The organism is Salipiger sp. CCB-MM3, from assembly GCF_001687105.1.
Taxonomy (GTDB): Bacteria; Pseudomonadota; Alphaproteobacteria; order Rhodobacterales; family Rhodobacteraceae; genus Salipiger.
This window is the reverse complement of sequence record NZ_CP014595.1, coordinates 1758389-1770855: the sequence shown is the minus strand read 5'-3', so window position 1 is coordinate 1770855 and position 12467 is coordinate 1758389. Positions and strand designations below refer to the sequence as shown.

General features: G+C 66.5%; 19 protein-coding genes. 17 read left to right on the top strand and 2 right to left on the bottom strand.

From position 1 onward, the window contains the following. The first annotated feature begins 14 nt into the window (after positions 1-14). The 8 genes from AYJ57_RS08560 (at position 15) to AYJ57_RS08525 (ending at position 5756) form a co-directional block, all read left to right on the top strand. Complete coding sequence (locus AYJ57_RS08560) at positions 15-668, top strand: DUF2062 domain-containing protein (protein WP_066103757.1); 654 nt, start codon at positions 15-17, stop codon at positions 666-668. A 48-nt stretch (positions 669-716) separates the two neighbouring features. Beyond that, positions 717-1469 carry a pyridoxine 5'-phosphate synthase gene (locus AYJ57_RS08555; protein ID WP_066103755.1) on the top strand — a complete coding sequence of 251 codons (753 nt, stop codon included), beginning with the start codon at positions 717-719 and terminating at the stop codon, positions 1467-1469. 31 nt (positions 1470-1500) lie between these two features. Then, positions 1501-1932 carry a holo-ACP synthase gene (acpS, locus tag AYJ57_RS08550; RefSeq protein ID WP_066103752.1) on the top strand — a complete coding sequence of 144 codons (432 nt, stop codon included), beginning with the start codon at positions 1501-1503 and terminating at the stop codon, positions 1930-1932. A gap of 141 nt (positions 1933-2073) precedes the next feature. Then, complete coding sequence (gene lepB / locus AYJ57_RS08545) at positions 2074-2907, top strand: signal peptidase I (protein ID WP_066103750.1); 834 nt, start codon at positions 2074-2076, stop codon at positions 2905-2907. Continuing rightward, on the top strand, positions 2904-3590 hold the full coding sequence (rnc, locus tag AYJ57_RS08540; RefSeq protein WP_066103748.1) for a ribonuclease III: 687 nt from the start codon (positions 2904-2906) through the stop codon (positions 3588-3590). Before lepB ends, rnc begins: the two co-directional genes overlap by 4 nt. Beyond that, positions 3583-4509 (top strand): DMT family transporter, encoded by a 927-nt coding sequence (locus AYJ57_RS08535; RefSeq protein WP_066103744.1) that lies wholly within the window; start codon positions 3583-3585, stop codon positions 4507-4509. The genes rnc and AYJ57_RS08535 overlap by 8 nt, the downstream gene beginning before the upstream one ends. Positions 4510-4522: 13 nt before the next feature. Then, positions 4523-5431: a GTPase Era gene (gene era, locus AYJ57_RS08530; RefSeq protein WP_066103741.1), complete on the top strand. Its 909-nt coding sequence runs from the start codon at positions 4523-4525 to the stop codon at positions 5429-5431. After that, positions 5424-5756 (top strand): DUF1491 family protein, encoded by a 333-nt coding sequence (locus AYJ57_RS08525; protein ID WP_066103740.1) that lies wholly within the window; start codon positions 5424-5426, stop codon positions 5754-5756. The genes era and AYJ57_RS08525 overlap by 8 nt, the downstream gene beginning before the upstream one ends. On the opposite strand, the gene AYJ57_RS08520 is transcribed toward AYJ57_RS08525, so the two are convergent. Next, the gene (locus tag AYJ57_RS08520; RefSeq protein ID WP_066103739.1) at positions 5701-6342 is read right to left on the bottom strand and encodes a Pr6Pr family membrane protein; all 642 of its coding nucleotides are present in this window, start codon (positions 6340-6342) and stop codon (positions 5701-5703) included. The two genes, AYJ57_RS08525 and AYJ57_RS08520, sit on opposite strands and share 56 nt — an antisense overlap. Positions 6343-6573: 231 nt before the next feature. Between AYJ57_RS08520 and recO the strand changes: the two genes are divergently transcribed. The 5 genes from recO (at position 6574) to AYJ57_RS08495 (ending at position 9576) form a co-directional block, all read left to right on the top strand. Then, entirely contained in the window at positions 6574-7305 is a 732-nt protein-coding gene (gene recO / locus AYJ57_RS08515) for a DNA repair protein RecO (RefSeq protein WP_066103738.1), read from the top strand. A 41-nt stretch (positions 7306-7346) separates the two neighbouring features. Continuing rightward, a complete protein-coding gene (pgsA, locus tag AYJ57_RS08510) occupies positions 7347-8012 on the top strand; it encodes a CDP-diacylglycerol--glycerol-3-phosphate 3-phosphatidyltransferase (protein ID WP_066103733.1) in 666 nt (221 codons plus the stop codon). After that, a complete protein-coding gene (gene moaD, locus AYJ57_RS08505) occupies positions 8012-8257 on the top strand; it encodes a molybdopterin converting factor subunit 1 (protein ID WP_066103731.1) in 246 nt (81 codons plus the stop codon). Before pgsA ends, moaD begins: the two co-directional genes overlap by 1 nt. A 4-nt stretch (positions 8258-8261) precedes the next feature. Beyond that, positions 8262-8708: a molybdenum cofactor biosynthesis protein MoaE gene (locus AYJ57_RS08500; RefSeq protein ID WP_066103728.1), complete on the top strand. Its 447-nt coding sequence runs from the start codon at positions 8262-8264 to the stop codon at positions 8706-8708. A 97-nt stretch (positions 8709-8805) separates the two neighbouring features. After that, positions 8806-9576, top strand: a complete 771-nt coding sequence (locus AYJ57_RS08495) for a FadR/GntR family transcriptional regulator (RefSeq protein ID WP_066103726.1) — start codon at positions 8806-8808, stop codon at positions 9574-9576. A gap of 76 nt (positions 9577-9652) precedes the next feature. Here AYJ57_RS08495 and AYJ57_RS08490 read toward each other — a convergent pair whose 3' ends face one another. Further along, positions 9653-10027 carry a rhodanese-like domain-containing protein gene (locus AYJ57_RS08490; protein WP_066103724.1) on the bottom strand — a complete coding sequence of 125 codons (375 nt, stop codon included), beginning with the start codon at positions 10025-10027 and terminating at the stop codon, positions 9653-9655. A gap of 146 nt (positions 10028-10173) precedes the next feature. Here AYJ57_RS08490 and AYJ57_RS08485 point away from each other — a divergent pair, with 146 nt between their 5' ends. The 4 genes from AYJ57_RS08485 to AYJ57_RS08470 are packed head-to-tail and all read left to right on the top strand — an operon-like array spanning position 10174 to position 12465. Further along, a complete protein-coding gene (locus tag AYJ57_RS08485) occupies positions 10174-11229 on the top strand; it encodes a bifunctional transcriptional activator/DNA repair enzyme AdaA (protein WP_066103722.1) in 1056 nt (351 codons plus the stop codon). 39 nt (positions 11230-11268) lie between these two features. Further along, positions 11269-11619 carry a YigZ family protein gene (locus AYJ57_RS08480; protein WP_066103720.1) on the top strand — a complete coding sequence of 117 codons (351 nt, stop codon included), beginning with the start codon at positions 11269-11271 and terminating at the stop codon, positions 11617-11619. Next, the gene (locus AYJ57_RS08475) at positions 11616-11978 is read left to right on the top strand and encodes a DUF4186 domain-containing protein (protein WP_066103718.1); all 363 of its coding nucleotides are present in this window, start codon (positions 11616-11618) and stop codon (positions 11976-11978) included. Before AYJ57_RS08480 ends, AYJ57_RS08475 begins: the two co-directional genes overlap by 4 nt. Positions 11979-11988: 10 nt before the next feature. After that, complete coding sequence (locus AYJ57_RS08470) at positions 11989-12465, top strand: aminoacyl-tRNA deacylase (protein WP_066103715.1); 477 nt, start codon at positions 11989-11991, stop codon at positions 12463-12465. Positions 12466-12467 lie beyond the last annotated feature (2 nt).

The window sequence follows — 12467 nt, the reverse complement described above, 5'->3', positions numbered from 1 at the left end:
GGGGAAGGGCGCCATTGGTTTTCAAGCGGCGCGACAAACGGCCAGTCTGGAGGGCCGTGCTCGAATTCTTCTGGCCGCGCGGCGGCTGGGGGCGTGCCGCGCGTTATGTCCAGCACCGTCTGCACCGCCTGCCCGACACGCCTGAAACCATCGCCCGCGGCATCTTTGCCGGTGTCTTCACCACCTTCACCCCGCTTTACGGGCTGCATTTCATTGTGGCGGCCACGCTGGCATGGCTGGTGCGCGGCAATATCATCGCGGCGCTGCTCGGGACCTTCTTTGGCAACCCTCTGACCTATGTGCCGATCGGCATCGTGTCGCTGGAGACCGGGTATTTCCTTCTGGGCATCAACCGGCACTCGCCGCATCACGCCTCGCTGCTGGAGAAATTCACCTACGCCGGGCACGACCTGTGGCACAACATCCTTGCCATCTTCACCAGCGACACCACCGATTGGACGAACCTGCGGATCTTCTTCCACGAGGTGTTCTACCCCTATCTGATCGGCGGCATCATTCCGGGCATCATCGCGGGGCTGGTGGCCTACTACCTGTCGGTGCCGGTCATTCGCGCCTATCAAAACCGCCGCCGCGGGGCGCTGAAGAAAAAGCTCGCGGCGTTGAAAAAGAAGCAGAAAGCGGCTGACGAGGGCGGCGCGCCGGACTAGGGTCCGCCGCAGATTGACCCCGTTCGTTCCATCCCCGGAGGATTTCCGATGAGCGACTACGCCGGACGCCTGAGACTGGGCGTCAACATCGACCATGTCGCCACCGTGCGCAACGCGCGCGGCAGCGCCTACCCCTGCCCGCTGCGCGCCGCGAAACTGGCCGAAGAGGCGGGCGCCGATGGCATCACCGCGCATCTGCGCGAAGACCGCCGGCACATCTCGGACGCGGATATCGACGGGCTGATGAGCACTCTGTCGGTGCCGCTCAACTTCGAGATGGCCGCCACCGACGAGATGCAGGCCATCGCGCTGCGCCACAAGCCGCACGCGGTCTGCATCGTTCCCGAAAAGCGCGAGGAACGCACCACCGAGGGCGGGCTGGAAGTGGCGCGCGAAGAAAACCGGCTGGCGCATTTCATCGCGCCGCTGCGCGAGGCAGGCTGCCGGGTGTCGATCTTCATCGCCCCCGACAAGCCGCAGATCGAAGCCGCGCACCGGATCGGCGCGCAGGTCATCGAACTGCACACCGGCGCCTATTGCGACCTGCACGCGGAAGAGAAATTCGCCGAGCGCGACGCCGAGCTTGAGCGCCTGCGCGACATGTCGGCCTTCGCTCATTCGCTGGGGCTCGAGGTGCATGCCGGACACGGGCTGACCTATGACACGGTGACCCCCATCGCCGCCTTCCCCGAGGTGATGGAGCTCAACATCGGCCATTTCCTGATCGGCGAGGCGATCTTCCGCGGTCTCGGCCCGGCGATCACCGAGATGCGCCGCCTGATGGACGCGGCGCGGGCCTGAGGCCCGCCCCCGAACAAAGGAAACTGCCCGGATGATCCTCGGCATCGGCACCGATCTTGCGAATATCGAGCGCATCGAAGCGACGCTGGCGCGCTTCGGGGATCGGTTCCGCAACCGTGTCTTCACCGAGACCGAGCAGCGCAAGGCCGAACGCCGCCGCGATGTCGCGGGCACCTATGCCAAACGCTGGGCCGCCAAAGAGGCCTGCTCCAAGGCGCTCGGCACCGGGCTGCGCATGGGCATCGCGTGGAAGGACATGGCGGTGACCAATCTGCCCACCGGCCAGCCGGTGATGCAGGTGACCGGCTGGGCGAAGGAGCGGCTCGACGCGATGACGCCGGACGGTCACGAGGCGATCATCCATGTCACCCTCACCGACGATCACCCTTGGGCGCAGGCCTTCGTGGTCATCGAGGCCCGCCCCCACGCCCACGCCAAACCCGGGCCGATCACGGAAGGGTAACGCGCGCACAAAACCCTTCGAAGGGTTTTGCAAATCCCTTCGAAGAGATTTGCCACGCGGCAGCCCCCGCTTGACACTCTCCCCTCCCCCGCCCATGAAGCCAAGAAACCAAGGCACATCGAGGCACAGGGGCGGATTTCCATGGCGAAAGAAGAGAAATCGGGCGGGATCTGGGAAACCGTCAAGACGGTGTTCTGGGCGCTGGTCATCGCGGGCGTCTTCCGCACGCTGTTCTTCCAGCCGTTCTGGATTCCCTCGGGCTCGATGAAGGACACGCTGCTGATCGGCGACTTCCTCTTCGTCAACAAGATGACCTACGGCTATTCCTACGCCTCCTGCCCGTCGATCCGCCTGAACTCCATCGGCATCGACATCGACGCACGCGACATCTGCGGCTTTCTTGACGGCGACAACACCCGCCTGTTCGGCTCCGAGCCCGAGCGCGGCGACGTGGTGGTCTTCCGCCACCCGGTCAATGGCACCGACTTCATCAAGCGGGTGATCGGCCTGCCCGGCGATCAGATTCAGGTCAAGCAGGGTCTGCTCTACATCAACGGCACCCCTGTCGAGGTCGAAGCCAACGGCACCTTCACCGAAACCGCCGAGCCGCAGGGCCCGCAAGGTCTGCGTCCGCGCTGCGAGAACGGCCCGGTCGGCACCGGCGGGGTCTGCGAGAAATCGCGCTGGACGGAAACGCTGCCCAACGGCGTGAAGCATGATATCCTCAACATCGGCATGCAGGGGTCGGACAACACCCCGATCTACACCGTGCCCGAGGGTCATTTCTTCATGATGGGCGACAACCGCGACAACTCTGCCGACAGCCGCGTGCCCAATGCCGCGGGCGGCGTCGGCTTCGTGCCCTTCGAGAACATCATCGGCAAGGCGACGCGCGTCATGTTCTCCTCTGCGGGCCGGTCGATGCTGTTCTTCTGGACCTGGCGCTCCGACCGGTTCTTCCACAAGATCACATGAAGCGTTCCGCCGAGATAGAAGCACTTGAGCAGCGGCTCGGGCACCGGTTCGACCGGCCCGAGCTTCTGCGCCGTGCCGTCACCCATTCGTCGATGTCCGGCCCCGGCCGCGAAGACAACCAGCGGCTCGAGTTTCTCGGCGACCGCGTGCTCGGCCTCGTGATGGCCGAAGCGCTGCTCTCCGAGGACCGCAAGGCCAGCGAGGGTCAGCTTGCGCCGCGCTACAACGCGCTGGTGCGCAAAGAGGCCTGCGCCGAAGTGGCGCGCGAGGTCGATCTGGGCGCGGCGCTGAAACTGGGCCGCTCCGAGATGATGTCGGGCGGGCGGCGCAAGCAGGCGCTTCTGGGCGATGCGATGGAAGCGGTGATCGCCGCGGTCTATCTGGACGGCGGCTTCGAAGTGGCGCGCGAGATGATCCTGCGGCTTTGGGGCGAACGTGTCTCGACCGTGCAGCAGGATGCGCGCGACCCCAAGACCTCGCTGCAGGAATGGGCGCAGGCGCGCGGCATGACCCCGCCTGCCTATGTCGAGACCTCGCGCTCCGGCCCCGATCACGCGCCGGTCTTCACCATCGAGGTGCGGCTGACCTCGGGCCAAAGCGCGCAGGCCACCGCCGGCTCGAAGCGCAAGGCCGAACAGGAAGCCGCCGCGACGCTGCTTGCAAACCTCACCGCAGATGGCTGACAGCGCCGCCCCGCGGCTGAGCGGCAATGCCACCGGAGCGGCCTTCATGGTGCTGGCCATGACGCTTTTCGCCGTTGAGGACGCGCTGTTCAAATCCGTGACCCCCGGCCTGCCGCCGGGCGAGGCGACGGTGATCTTCGGCCTTACCGGCATGAGCCTTTACGTCGCCATGACCATGCGCGCGGGCGAGGCAGTGCTGCATCCGGCCATGTTCCGCTCGCAGCTGATGATCCGCACCTTCTTCGAGATCATGGGGCGGCTCTTCTTCGCGCTGTCGCTGGCCTTTACGCCGCTGTCGGTCACCTCTTCGATCCTGCAGGCCGCGCCGCTGGTGGTCACCGCCGGGGCCGCGCTGCTGCTCAAAGAGCCGGTTGGCCCGCGCCGCTGGGCCGCCATGGCGGTGGGCTTCATCGGCGTTCTGCTGATCGTGCGGCCCACCCCCGAGGCTTTCCGCCTCGACGCGCTGCTCTCGCTGGCGGCGATGTTCGGCTTTGCCATGCGCGATCTTTACACCCGTGCTGCGCCGCCCGCCGTCTCGGCCAAGCAACTGGGCGTGCTGGGCTTTGCGGTGGTCACCGTCGCGGGGCTGCTGCTGCTGCCCTTCGATCCGGCCCCGCCGCGCCTGCCGCAAACCTCCGAGATCTTGCGTCTGCTGGCCACCGGCGTGGTGGGCGTCACCGCCTATACCGCGCTGACCCGTGCGATGCGCACCGGCGAGGTCTCGGTGGTTGCGCCGTTCCGCTATTCCCGGCTGCTGGTGGCGCTGGTCTTTGCCTATTTGCTCTTCGGCGAGCGCCCGGATCTCTGGACGCTTGCAGGAGCACTGCTGATTGTCGTCTCGGGATGCTATACGTTGATCCGCAGCGGCCGCTCTGGCCCCGCGCCGCAAAAGCCTGTAAGGGCCTCTGATCGTCAGTAACGGATACGCCCCAATGACCACACGCGCCGGATTTGTCGCCCTGATCGGCGAGCCCAACGCGGGCAAGTCGACCCTCACCAACCGCATGGTGGGAGCCAAGGTCTCGATCGTCACCCACAAGGTGCAGACCACCCGCGCTCGCATTCGCGGCGTGGCCCTCGAAGGTGACAGCCAGCTTGTGTTCGTCGACACGCCGGGCCTGTTCAAACCGCGCCGTCGGCTCGACCGCGCCATGGTGGCGGCGGCATGGGGCGGCGCGTCGGATGCGGATGTGATCGTGCTGCTGATCGAGGCGCACCGCGGCATGACCGACGGGGTAAAGGCGATCCTCGAAGGTCTGCGCGACCTGCCGCAGGGGCGCACGGTGGCGCTGGCGATCAACAAGATCGACCGGGTGAAGGCCGAGGATCTGCTGGCGCTGACCCAGAAGATGAACGACGCCTACACATTCGCCGAGACCTTCATGATCTCTGCCGAGCGCGGCCATGGGGTCGACACGCTGCGCAAATGGCTGGCCGAACAGCTGCCCGAGAGCCCGTGGCTCTATCCCGAGGATCAGATCGCCGACCTGCCGATGCGCATGATCGCCGCCGAGATGACCCGCGAGAAGCTCACCCTGCGCCTGCATCAGGAACTGCCGTACCAGCTGACGGTCGAGACCGAGAACTGGGAAGAGCGCAAGGATGGCTCCGCCCGCATCGACCAGATGATCTATGTCACCCGCGACGGCCACAAGGGCATCGTGCTGGGCAAGAAGGGCGAGACGATCAAGGCCGTGTCGCAGGCTGCCCGCGCCGAGCTTGAAGAGTTCCTCGGCCGCAAGGTGCACCTTTTCCTGCAGGTGAAGGTCCGCGAGAACTGGCTCGAAGACGCCGAGCGCTATTCCGAGATGGGCCTCGATTTCAAGGACGGCAATGCCTGAGCCTCGGCTCGCCACGCATGTCTGGGTCGGGGGCTACCTGCGGCTTTTGTCGCTGCAGGACATCCCCGCCTATGTCACCGCCCATGGCGATGACACCGCGGGCGCGGTGATCGTCAAGCTCGCCACGCTCGACGGGCTGGCGGTGGCCTATTCCCGCGAATGGGACCTGATGACCGGCGCGCGCCGCTGGGCCGTGCTGGCCGAAGGGCCGGAATATGAGGTCGATGCGCGCGTGAGCAAACAGCGCGAGTTCGACCCCGATCTCTGGGTCATCGAGCTTGAGGACCGTCAGGGGCGCCATCTGCTCGATCAGATGGACGGCTGAGAAACCGCCCCAGCGCCACCATCCCCAGCCCGCCGAGCCAGAAGCTCAGCCCCAGCGCGACGCACCACAGCCCCACCCCCGGCCAGCCGACCTCATGCGGGTCGATGAAGAAATAGGGGTGCCGCCCGTCGAACTCGCCGCGGATCAGCGCGTAGCTGACATAGAGCAACGGCCAGAGCAGCCAGTACACCGCATGCCGCGGGGCCAGCCCGTCCTTGCGCGCCAGCATCAGCCACCAGACCACGACCGCGGTGGGCACGAAGGTGTGCACCGCCATGTCCGACCACCAGCGGATGCCATCGAGCGGGCGCGCCAGCAGCCCGTGGTAGACGATGGCGACGATGAGAATCCACAGCGTTACGGCGGCGGTCCACCACGGCCTTGGCCGGTGGCCACCAGCGATGGCGGCAAAAGTCACCGCGACCATGAGGTTCGTGAGGATGGTGAAATAGCGCCCCAGCCGCCAGAGCTCTTCCCAGACCTCGCGGTCTGGCCTGCGGTCCAGCCCCACATGCACCTGCAGCCACAGCGCGCCGAAGGCGAGCACGGCGATGAGCAGGGCAGTCAGGCGGCGTGTCTGGGTCATGGCATGTCTCCGGGGTCGTCCATGCTACTGCAAAGCGGGGATTATTGCGAGATCAAGCGAAGGCGCGTCACACCGAGGTGAAACCGGCGGAGGTTGGACACCGCAGAGGCCCTTGGCAGCCTAGGGCACAAATCCGAGGCTTTCGTGACAGCCCCCTCATCCCGCAGCACCGCGCCGAGGTATGCCGTGCCCCCTCTTGCCCCCACAGGGCCAAAGCCCGACAGTGCGCGCATGGAATGGCGCGACACCGGCATCCTTCTGACCTCGCGCAGGCACGGCGAAAGCTCGGCCATCCTCGAGGTCTTCACGCCAAATCACGGGCGGCACTTGGGTGTGCTGCGCGGTGGAGCCTCGCGCCGGATCGCGCCCAGCCTGCAGCCCGGCGCCCAGCTTGACCTGACGTGGAAGGCCCGGCTCGAGGATCACATGGGCGCCTTCACCGCCGAGCCGCAGCGCTCGCGCGCCGCCAATGCGCTGTCGGACCGCCTGTCGCTGGCCGGGCTCAACGCGGTCTGCGCGCTGCTCAGCTTCTCGCTGCCCGAGCGCGAGGCGCACCCCAAGCTCTATGCCCGCACCGAGCAGCTTCTGGATCTGCTGCCCGAGCGCGATCTCTGGCCGCTAGCCTATCTGCGTTGGGAAATGGCGTTACTCGACGAGATGGGTTTTGGCCTTGATCTGTCGGCCTGCGCGGTGCGCGGCACCAATGAAGAGCTGTGTTTCGTCTCGCCCCGCACCGGCCGCGCAGTCTCACGTCAGGCTGCGGGCAAATGGGCCGACCGGCTGCTGCCCCTGCCCGACATTCTCAAAGGCGAAGGCCCCGGCGGCGACGGCGAGGTCCTCGAAGCGCTGCGCACCACGGGCTTCTTTCTCGAAAGCCATATGGCCCCCACATTGCGCGACCGTCCGCTGCCGCAGGCCCGCGCCGCCTATGTCGAGCGATTTCGCCGCAGCACCGACGCGTGAGGCGTCTTTCCCCGCCCGATAAACCGCGCTACGTAAGGCGCATGCGCTGGAACCTGCCAAATATCCTCACCGCCCTTCGCCTGCTCGCCGCTCCCGGCGTGGCGGTGATGTTTCTTTATTTTTCGCGACCGCTGGCCGATTGGTTTGCGCTGCTGCTGTTTGTCGGCGCCGCGATCACCGATTGGTTCGACGGCTATCTCGCCCGGCTCTGGGGGCAGGAAAGCAAGATCGGCGCCATGCTCGATCCCATCGCTGACAAGGCGATGGTGGTGATCGCGCTGATGGTGATCGTCGGCTATTCGTCGATGTCGCCGTGGCTGGTGCTGCCCGCGACAATGATCCTCTTCCGCGAGGTCTTTGTCTCGGGGCTGCGCGAATATCTCGGCGATGTGGCGGGCACGCTGAAGGTGACCAAGCTGGCCAAGTGGAAAACCACCTTCCAGATGATCGCCATCGCCACCCTCTTTGCGCAGGGCGTGTTCGAGCATTACCTTGCTCTCAGCATCGAGGCGCTGGACGATCGCGTGGTGACCCGCGCGCTGGATGCTGGCGGCGCCGATCCGCATGGGCTGCGCTGGCAGGAGACCGGGATGATCTGGTCCGGCCACCTTGGCCTCACGCTGTTGTGGATCGCCGCCTCGCTGACGATGATCACCGGCTGGGACTATTTCACCAAGGCCCTGCCGCATCTGAAGGATGACCGCTGATGGACCTTCTGTATTTCGCATGGGTGCGCGAGCGCATCGGCCTGCCGAAAGAGCGGATCGAAACCGAAGCCGCCACAGTCAACGAGTTGATCGAGGAACTGCGCGGGCGCGAAGAGCGCTACGCCATGGCCTTTTCCGACCTTTCGGCGCTGCGCGTGGCGCTGGATCAGGAACTGTCGGAATTCGACGCCCCGCTTGCGGGCGTGCGCGAGGTGGCCTTCTTTCCGCCGATGACCGGGGGCTGAGCCCATGGCGATCCGCGTTTCCGTGCAGGAAGAGCCCTTTGATTTCGGGGCCGAGGCTGAGGGCTTCGCCGCGGGCCGCACCGACATGGGCGCCGTGGTGACCTTCACCGGCGTGGTGCGCGACGTGTCGGGCACGCTCGAGACCATGGAGATCGAGCATTATCCGGGCATGACCCAAAAAGCGCTGGAGAAAATCGCCGCCGAGGCGGAGGCGCGCTGGGATCTTGGCGAAGTACTGGTGATCCACCGCTATGGCCGCATGGGTCCGGGCGAGCGCATCATGATGGTCGCCACCGCCTCGAAGCACCGCGGCCATGCTTTCGAGGCCGCTGAGTATCTGATGGACTATCTCAAATCCCGCGCGCCCTTCTGGAAGAAGGAAAGCGGCGCGGAGGGCACCTCATGGGTCGCCGCCAAGGATGAGGACGAGGACGCGCTTTCGCGCTGGTAGGCGCCCCGCTAAGGCGAGGCTATCCTTCCGTCGCGCTTGAGAGATGGCGTGAGTGGTCATATGATCTGACCAATTCCCGCCTCTCAGGACCCTTCCGATGCCCTTTCGCCCCGTCCAGTCCGAGAAACTGTCCAGCGCCGTGGTGCGCCAGATCGAAGAGCTGATCCTGCGCGGCATCCTGCGCCCAGGCGAGCGCCTGCCTGCCGAGCGCGAACTGTCGGAACGGCTCGGCGTGTCGCGCCCCTCTCTGCGCGAGGCGGTGGCCGACCTGCAGGGCCGCGGCCTGCTGGAGACTCGCGCCGGTGCGGGCATTTTCGTCACCGAAGTGCTGGGGTCGGCTTTCTCGGACGCGCTGATCCAGCTTTTCGAAAAGCACGACGAGGCGGTCTTTGACTATCTCAGCTTCCGGCGCGACATGGAGGGGCTGGCGGCCGAGCGCGCGGCGCTGCACGGCACGCCATCGGACCTGAAGGTGATCGACGCGCTTTTCACCCGCATGGAAGCGGCGCATCAGAAGCGCAACCCCTCCGAGGAAGCGCGGCTCGATGCGGATTTCCACCTCGCGATCATCGAAGCCAGCCACAATGTCATCATGCTGCATATGATGCGCTCGATGTATCAGCTGCTGCGTGAGGGCGTGTTCTACAACCGCTCGATCATGTTCAAGCAACGCACCACGCGCGAGGCGCTGCTGGAGCAGCACCGGGCGATCAACGCGGCGCTGCAGGCGCGCGATGCCACGGCGGCCCGCGCGGCGGTGCAGGCGCATCTGGGGTATGTGGAGGCGGCGCTGGCCGCCGATCGCAAGGCGACACGCGACGAGGATGTGGCGCGGCAGCGCTATGACCGGGTGACCAGCCGAGGTTGAGTGGGGACACAGGGGGGCGCTGCCCCCCTCGCCCGTGCCGGGCTCACCCCCCGGCGTATTTTCAAAGAGAAGAAGATCAGCTGATCGGCGTCGGCGCCCCAGTGGCCATATTGGTGCCGATGTAGGGCTGTTTAGCGCCCTTCCAGCCGCCGAAGCCGCCCTCCATATGCGCCACGCGCGAGAAGCCCGCGGCGATGGCGGCGCGCGCCACTTTCTCGGACCGCACACCCGAGCCGCAGTGGAAGACGATGCGCTTGTCGCTCTGGCCCGGCAGCTTGTCGGCGCGGAAGAAGGCCATGGGCATCAAGAGCGCGCCTTCGATGTGCTCGAACATATATTCCTGCGGCGTGCGCACGTCGATCAGCACGATCTCGCCCTTGTCGAAGGCCTCGGCCACCTCGTCCACCGACCATGTTTCGAGCAGGGCGCTGCCCACTTCTTCGGTCTTCATGACGGGACTCCTTTCATATCGCGATTTCTGAACCTGTCCTGACAATTGGTCTTGCCCACGCCAATGACAAGGGGGGCGGCGCGAGCGCCGTAATAGACGCCCGATTTCCGGCGGCGCGCCGCGCAGGGATCAGGTAGAGTCGCGCCATGCTGTTTGCTCTTCCAGATCCCGACACGCTCTATCAGGCGCTGCTCGACCGGGACCCGTCGTTTGACGGGCGGGCCTACGTCGGCGTCGCCTCGACCGGCATCTTCTGCCGCCTGACCTGCCCGGCCCGAAAACCGCTGCGCGAGAACTGCAGCTTTTTCGAGACCGTGGGCGAATGCATCACCGCGGGCTTCCGCCCCTGCAAGCGCTGCCATCCGCTGGCGCCCATGGCCAAGGGTGATCCGGTTATTGCCAAGCTGCTGCAAGCGCTGGACGCGCGCCCCGCCTTCCGCTGGTCCGAGCCGGATCTGGTGGCCATGGGGCTTGATCCCTCGACCGTGCGCCGCGCCTTCAAGCGGCAGTTCGGCATGACCTTCCTCGAAATGGCCCGGCAGCGGCGGCTGCGCGAGGGGTTCACCGCGCTGGCCTCGGGCGCGCCGGTGATCGAGGCGCAGCTGGATGCCGGGTTCGAGAGCGCCTCGGCCTTCCGCGCGGGCTTTGCCAAGGCGCTTGGGGTGGCGCCGGGCGCCTTGAGGCCGGATGCCATGCTGCGCGCCGATTGGATCGAGACACCGCTGGGCGACATGGTCTCGGTCTGCTCCAAGAGCCATCTGCACCTGCTCGAATTCATGGACCGCAAGGCGCTGCCGCGCGAGCTGGAAAAGCTGCGCAAGGGCGCGGGCGGCGAGATCGGCGTGGGGCAGTTCGCGCCATCGGAGCAGATCCGCGATGAGCTGGCGCGGTTCTTCGCCGGGGAGAGCGCGCAGTTCGACACACCGCTGGCGCTGCATGGCTCGGAGTTCACCAAATCGGTCTGGCGCGCCCTGCGCGAGATCCCGGCGGGCGAGACACGCAGCTACGGCGCGCTGGCGCAGGCGCTGGGGCGGCCCACGGCCACGCGGGCGGTGGCGCAGGCCAATGGTGCCAACCAGATCGCGCTGGTGATCCCCTGCCACCGGGTGATCGGGGCCGACGGCTCGCTCACCGGCTATGGAGGCGGGCTTTGGCGCAAGCAACGGCTGCTGGAGATCGAGCGCGGCTACCTCGGCGGCTGAGGTCTTGCGCCCTGCCGCGGCGCGCAATACCTCTTCGCCATGCGCACTCTCGAGAACATCATCAGCGACCGCGGCTCCAAATATGCCGTCTCGGGCGGGCCCTGCGCCTCGGAGGAGGAGGCCAAGGCCTTCCTCAAAGAGTTGAAGCGCAACAAGAAGTTCGCCAAGGCCACGCATAACACATGGGGTCTGCTGACCGAGGACGCGCCGATCAAGAACGATGATGGCGAGAGCGGCGCGGGCATGGTGATCCTGCGCATGCTCGAGCGTGAGGGGCTGAAGGGCCACATCATCGTGGTGACCCGCTGGTACGGCGGCAAGCATCTGGGCGGCGATCGGTTCCGCCACGTGCAGGATGCGGTGCGCACCTATATCGAGAGCATGGAATGAGCGCCCCGGATCAGCTGTTCGAACGGCTGGCCCGGTCGAAGTTCCGCAGCCGCTTTCGCCTTGGCCCCGAGGAACGGGCCTATGCCGACGCAAAGGGCCGCGAGACGATCCTCTCGCATGCGCGCGATTTCATCGCGGACCGGCTGGCCCCGGCGGAGCCGCGCAACGACGGCAAGCAGACGCCCATGCGCGGCCATCCGGTGTTCATCGCCCAGCACGCCACGGCGACCTGCTGCAGGGGATGTCTGGCGAAATGGCACGGGATGCCGGCGGGGCGCGCGTTGAGCAAGGACGAGCAGGCGCAGGTGGTTGCGGTGATCCTTATGTGGGTCGACCGGCAGATGGGCTATAGGGCATGAGAGGTCTGGCATGAGCAAGGGCACACCGGCCACGCAGGCGCTGATGCGCGCCAAGGTGGCGTTCGAGTTGCTGGAGTACGACTATGTCTCCGGGCAGGCGCAGATCGGACTGCATGCCGCCGAGGCGATTGGCTGGGACCCCGACAAGGTGCTGAAGACCCTGATGGTTGAAGTTGACGGCAAGCCCTGCTGCGCGGTCATCCCCTCGGGGGGCTCGCTGTCGATGAAGCGGGTGGCCAGCGCCTTTGGCGGCAAGTCGGCGCAGATGATGGACCCCGCCAAGGCCGAGCGGCTGACGGGGATGCACACCGGCGGGATCAGCCCTTTCGGGCAAAAGAAGCGCGCGCCCGTGGTCTTTGAGGCTGCCGCGATGGGGGCCGAGCGGATCGTGCTCAACGGCGGCAAGCGCGGGCTGATGGTGGTGGTTGCGCCGGGGGATGCGCTGGCCGTCTCGGGCGGAGAAGCGGCGCCTCTGGCGGCGGATTGAGC

Bases quoted from the DNA above. Each gene is read 5' to 3' on its own strand.
- AYJ57_RS08500 (WP_066103728.1), top strand. From the start codon at position 8,262: ATGGCGATCCGCGTTTCCGTGCAGGAAGAGCCCTTTGATTTCGGGGCC.
- AYJ57_RS08535 (WP_066103744.1), top strand. From the start codon at position 3,583: ATGGCTGACAGCGCCGCCCCGCGGCTGAGCGGCAATGCCACCGGAGCG.
- AYJ57_RS08520 (WP_066103739.1), bottom strand. From the start codon at position 6,342: ATGACCCAGACACGCCGCCTGACTGCCCTGCTCATCGCCGTGCTCGCC.
- AYJ57_RS08470 (WP_066103715.1), top strand. From the start codon at position 11,989: ATGAGCAAGGGCACACCGGCCACGCAGGCGCTGATGCGCGCCAAGGTG.
- AYJ57_RS08495 (WP_066103726.1), top strand. From the start codon at position 8,806: ATGCCCTTTCGCCCCGTCCAGTCCGAGAAACTGTCCAGCGCCGTGGTG.
- pgsA (WP_066103733.1), top strand. From the start codon at position 7,347: ATGCGCTGGAACCTGCCAAATATCCTCACCGCCCTTCGCCTGCTCGCC.
- AYJ57_RS08475 (WP_066103718.1), top strand. From the start codon at position 11,616: ATGAGCGCCCCGGATCAGCTGTTCGAACGGCTGGCCCGGTCGAAGTTC.
- AYJ57_RS08490 (WP_066103724.1), bottom strand. From the start codon at position 10,027: ATGAAGACCGAAGAAGTGGGCAGCGCCCTGCTCGAAACATGGTCGGTG.
- era (WP_066103741.1), top strand. From the start codon at position 4,523: ATGACCACACGCGCCGGATTTGTCGCCCTGATCGGCGAGCCCAACGCG.
- recO (WP_066103738.1), top strand. From the start codon at position 6,574: ATGGAATGGCGCGACACCGGCATCCTTCTGACCTCGCGCAGGCACGGC.
- AYJ57_RS08525 (WP_066103740.1), top strand. From the start codon at position 5,424: ATGCCTGAGCCTCGGCTCGCCACGCATGTCTGGGTCGGGGGCTACCTG.
- rnc (WP_066103748.1), top strand. From the start codon at position 2,904: ATGAAGCGTTCCGCCGAGATAGAAGCACTTGAGCAGCGGCTCGGGCAC.
- acpS (WP_066103752.1), top strand. From the start codon at position 1,501: ATGATCCTCGGCATCGGCACCGATCTTGCGAATATCGAGCGCATCGAA.
- AYJ57_RS08485 (WP_066103722.1), top strand. From the start codon at position 10,174: ATGCTGTTTGCTCTTCCAGATCCCGACACGCTCTATCAGGCGCTGCTC.
- AYJ57_RS08480 (WP_066103720.1), top strand. From the start codon at position 11,269: ATGCGCACTCTCGAGAACATCATCAGCGACCGCGGCTCCAAATATGCC.
- moaD (WP_066103731.1), top strand. From the start codon at position 8,012: ATGGACCTTCTGTATTTCGCATGGGTGCGCGAGCGCATCGGCCTGCCG.
- lepB (WP_066103750.1), top strand. From the start codon at position 2,074: ATGGCGAAAGAAGAGAAATCGGGCGGGATCTGGGAAACCGTCAAGACG.
- AYJ57_RS08555 (WP_066103755.1), top strand. From the start codon at position 717: ATGAGCGACTACGCCGGACGCCTGAGACTGGGCGTCAACATCGACCAT.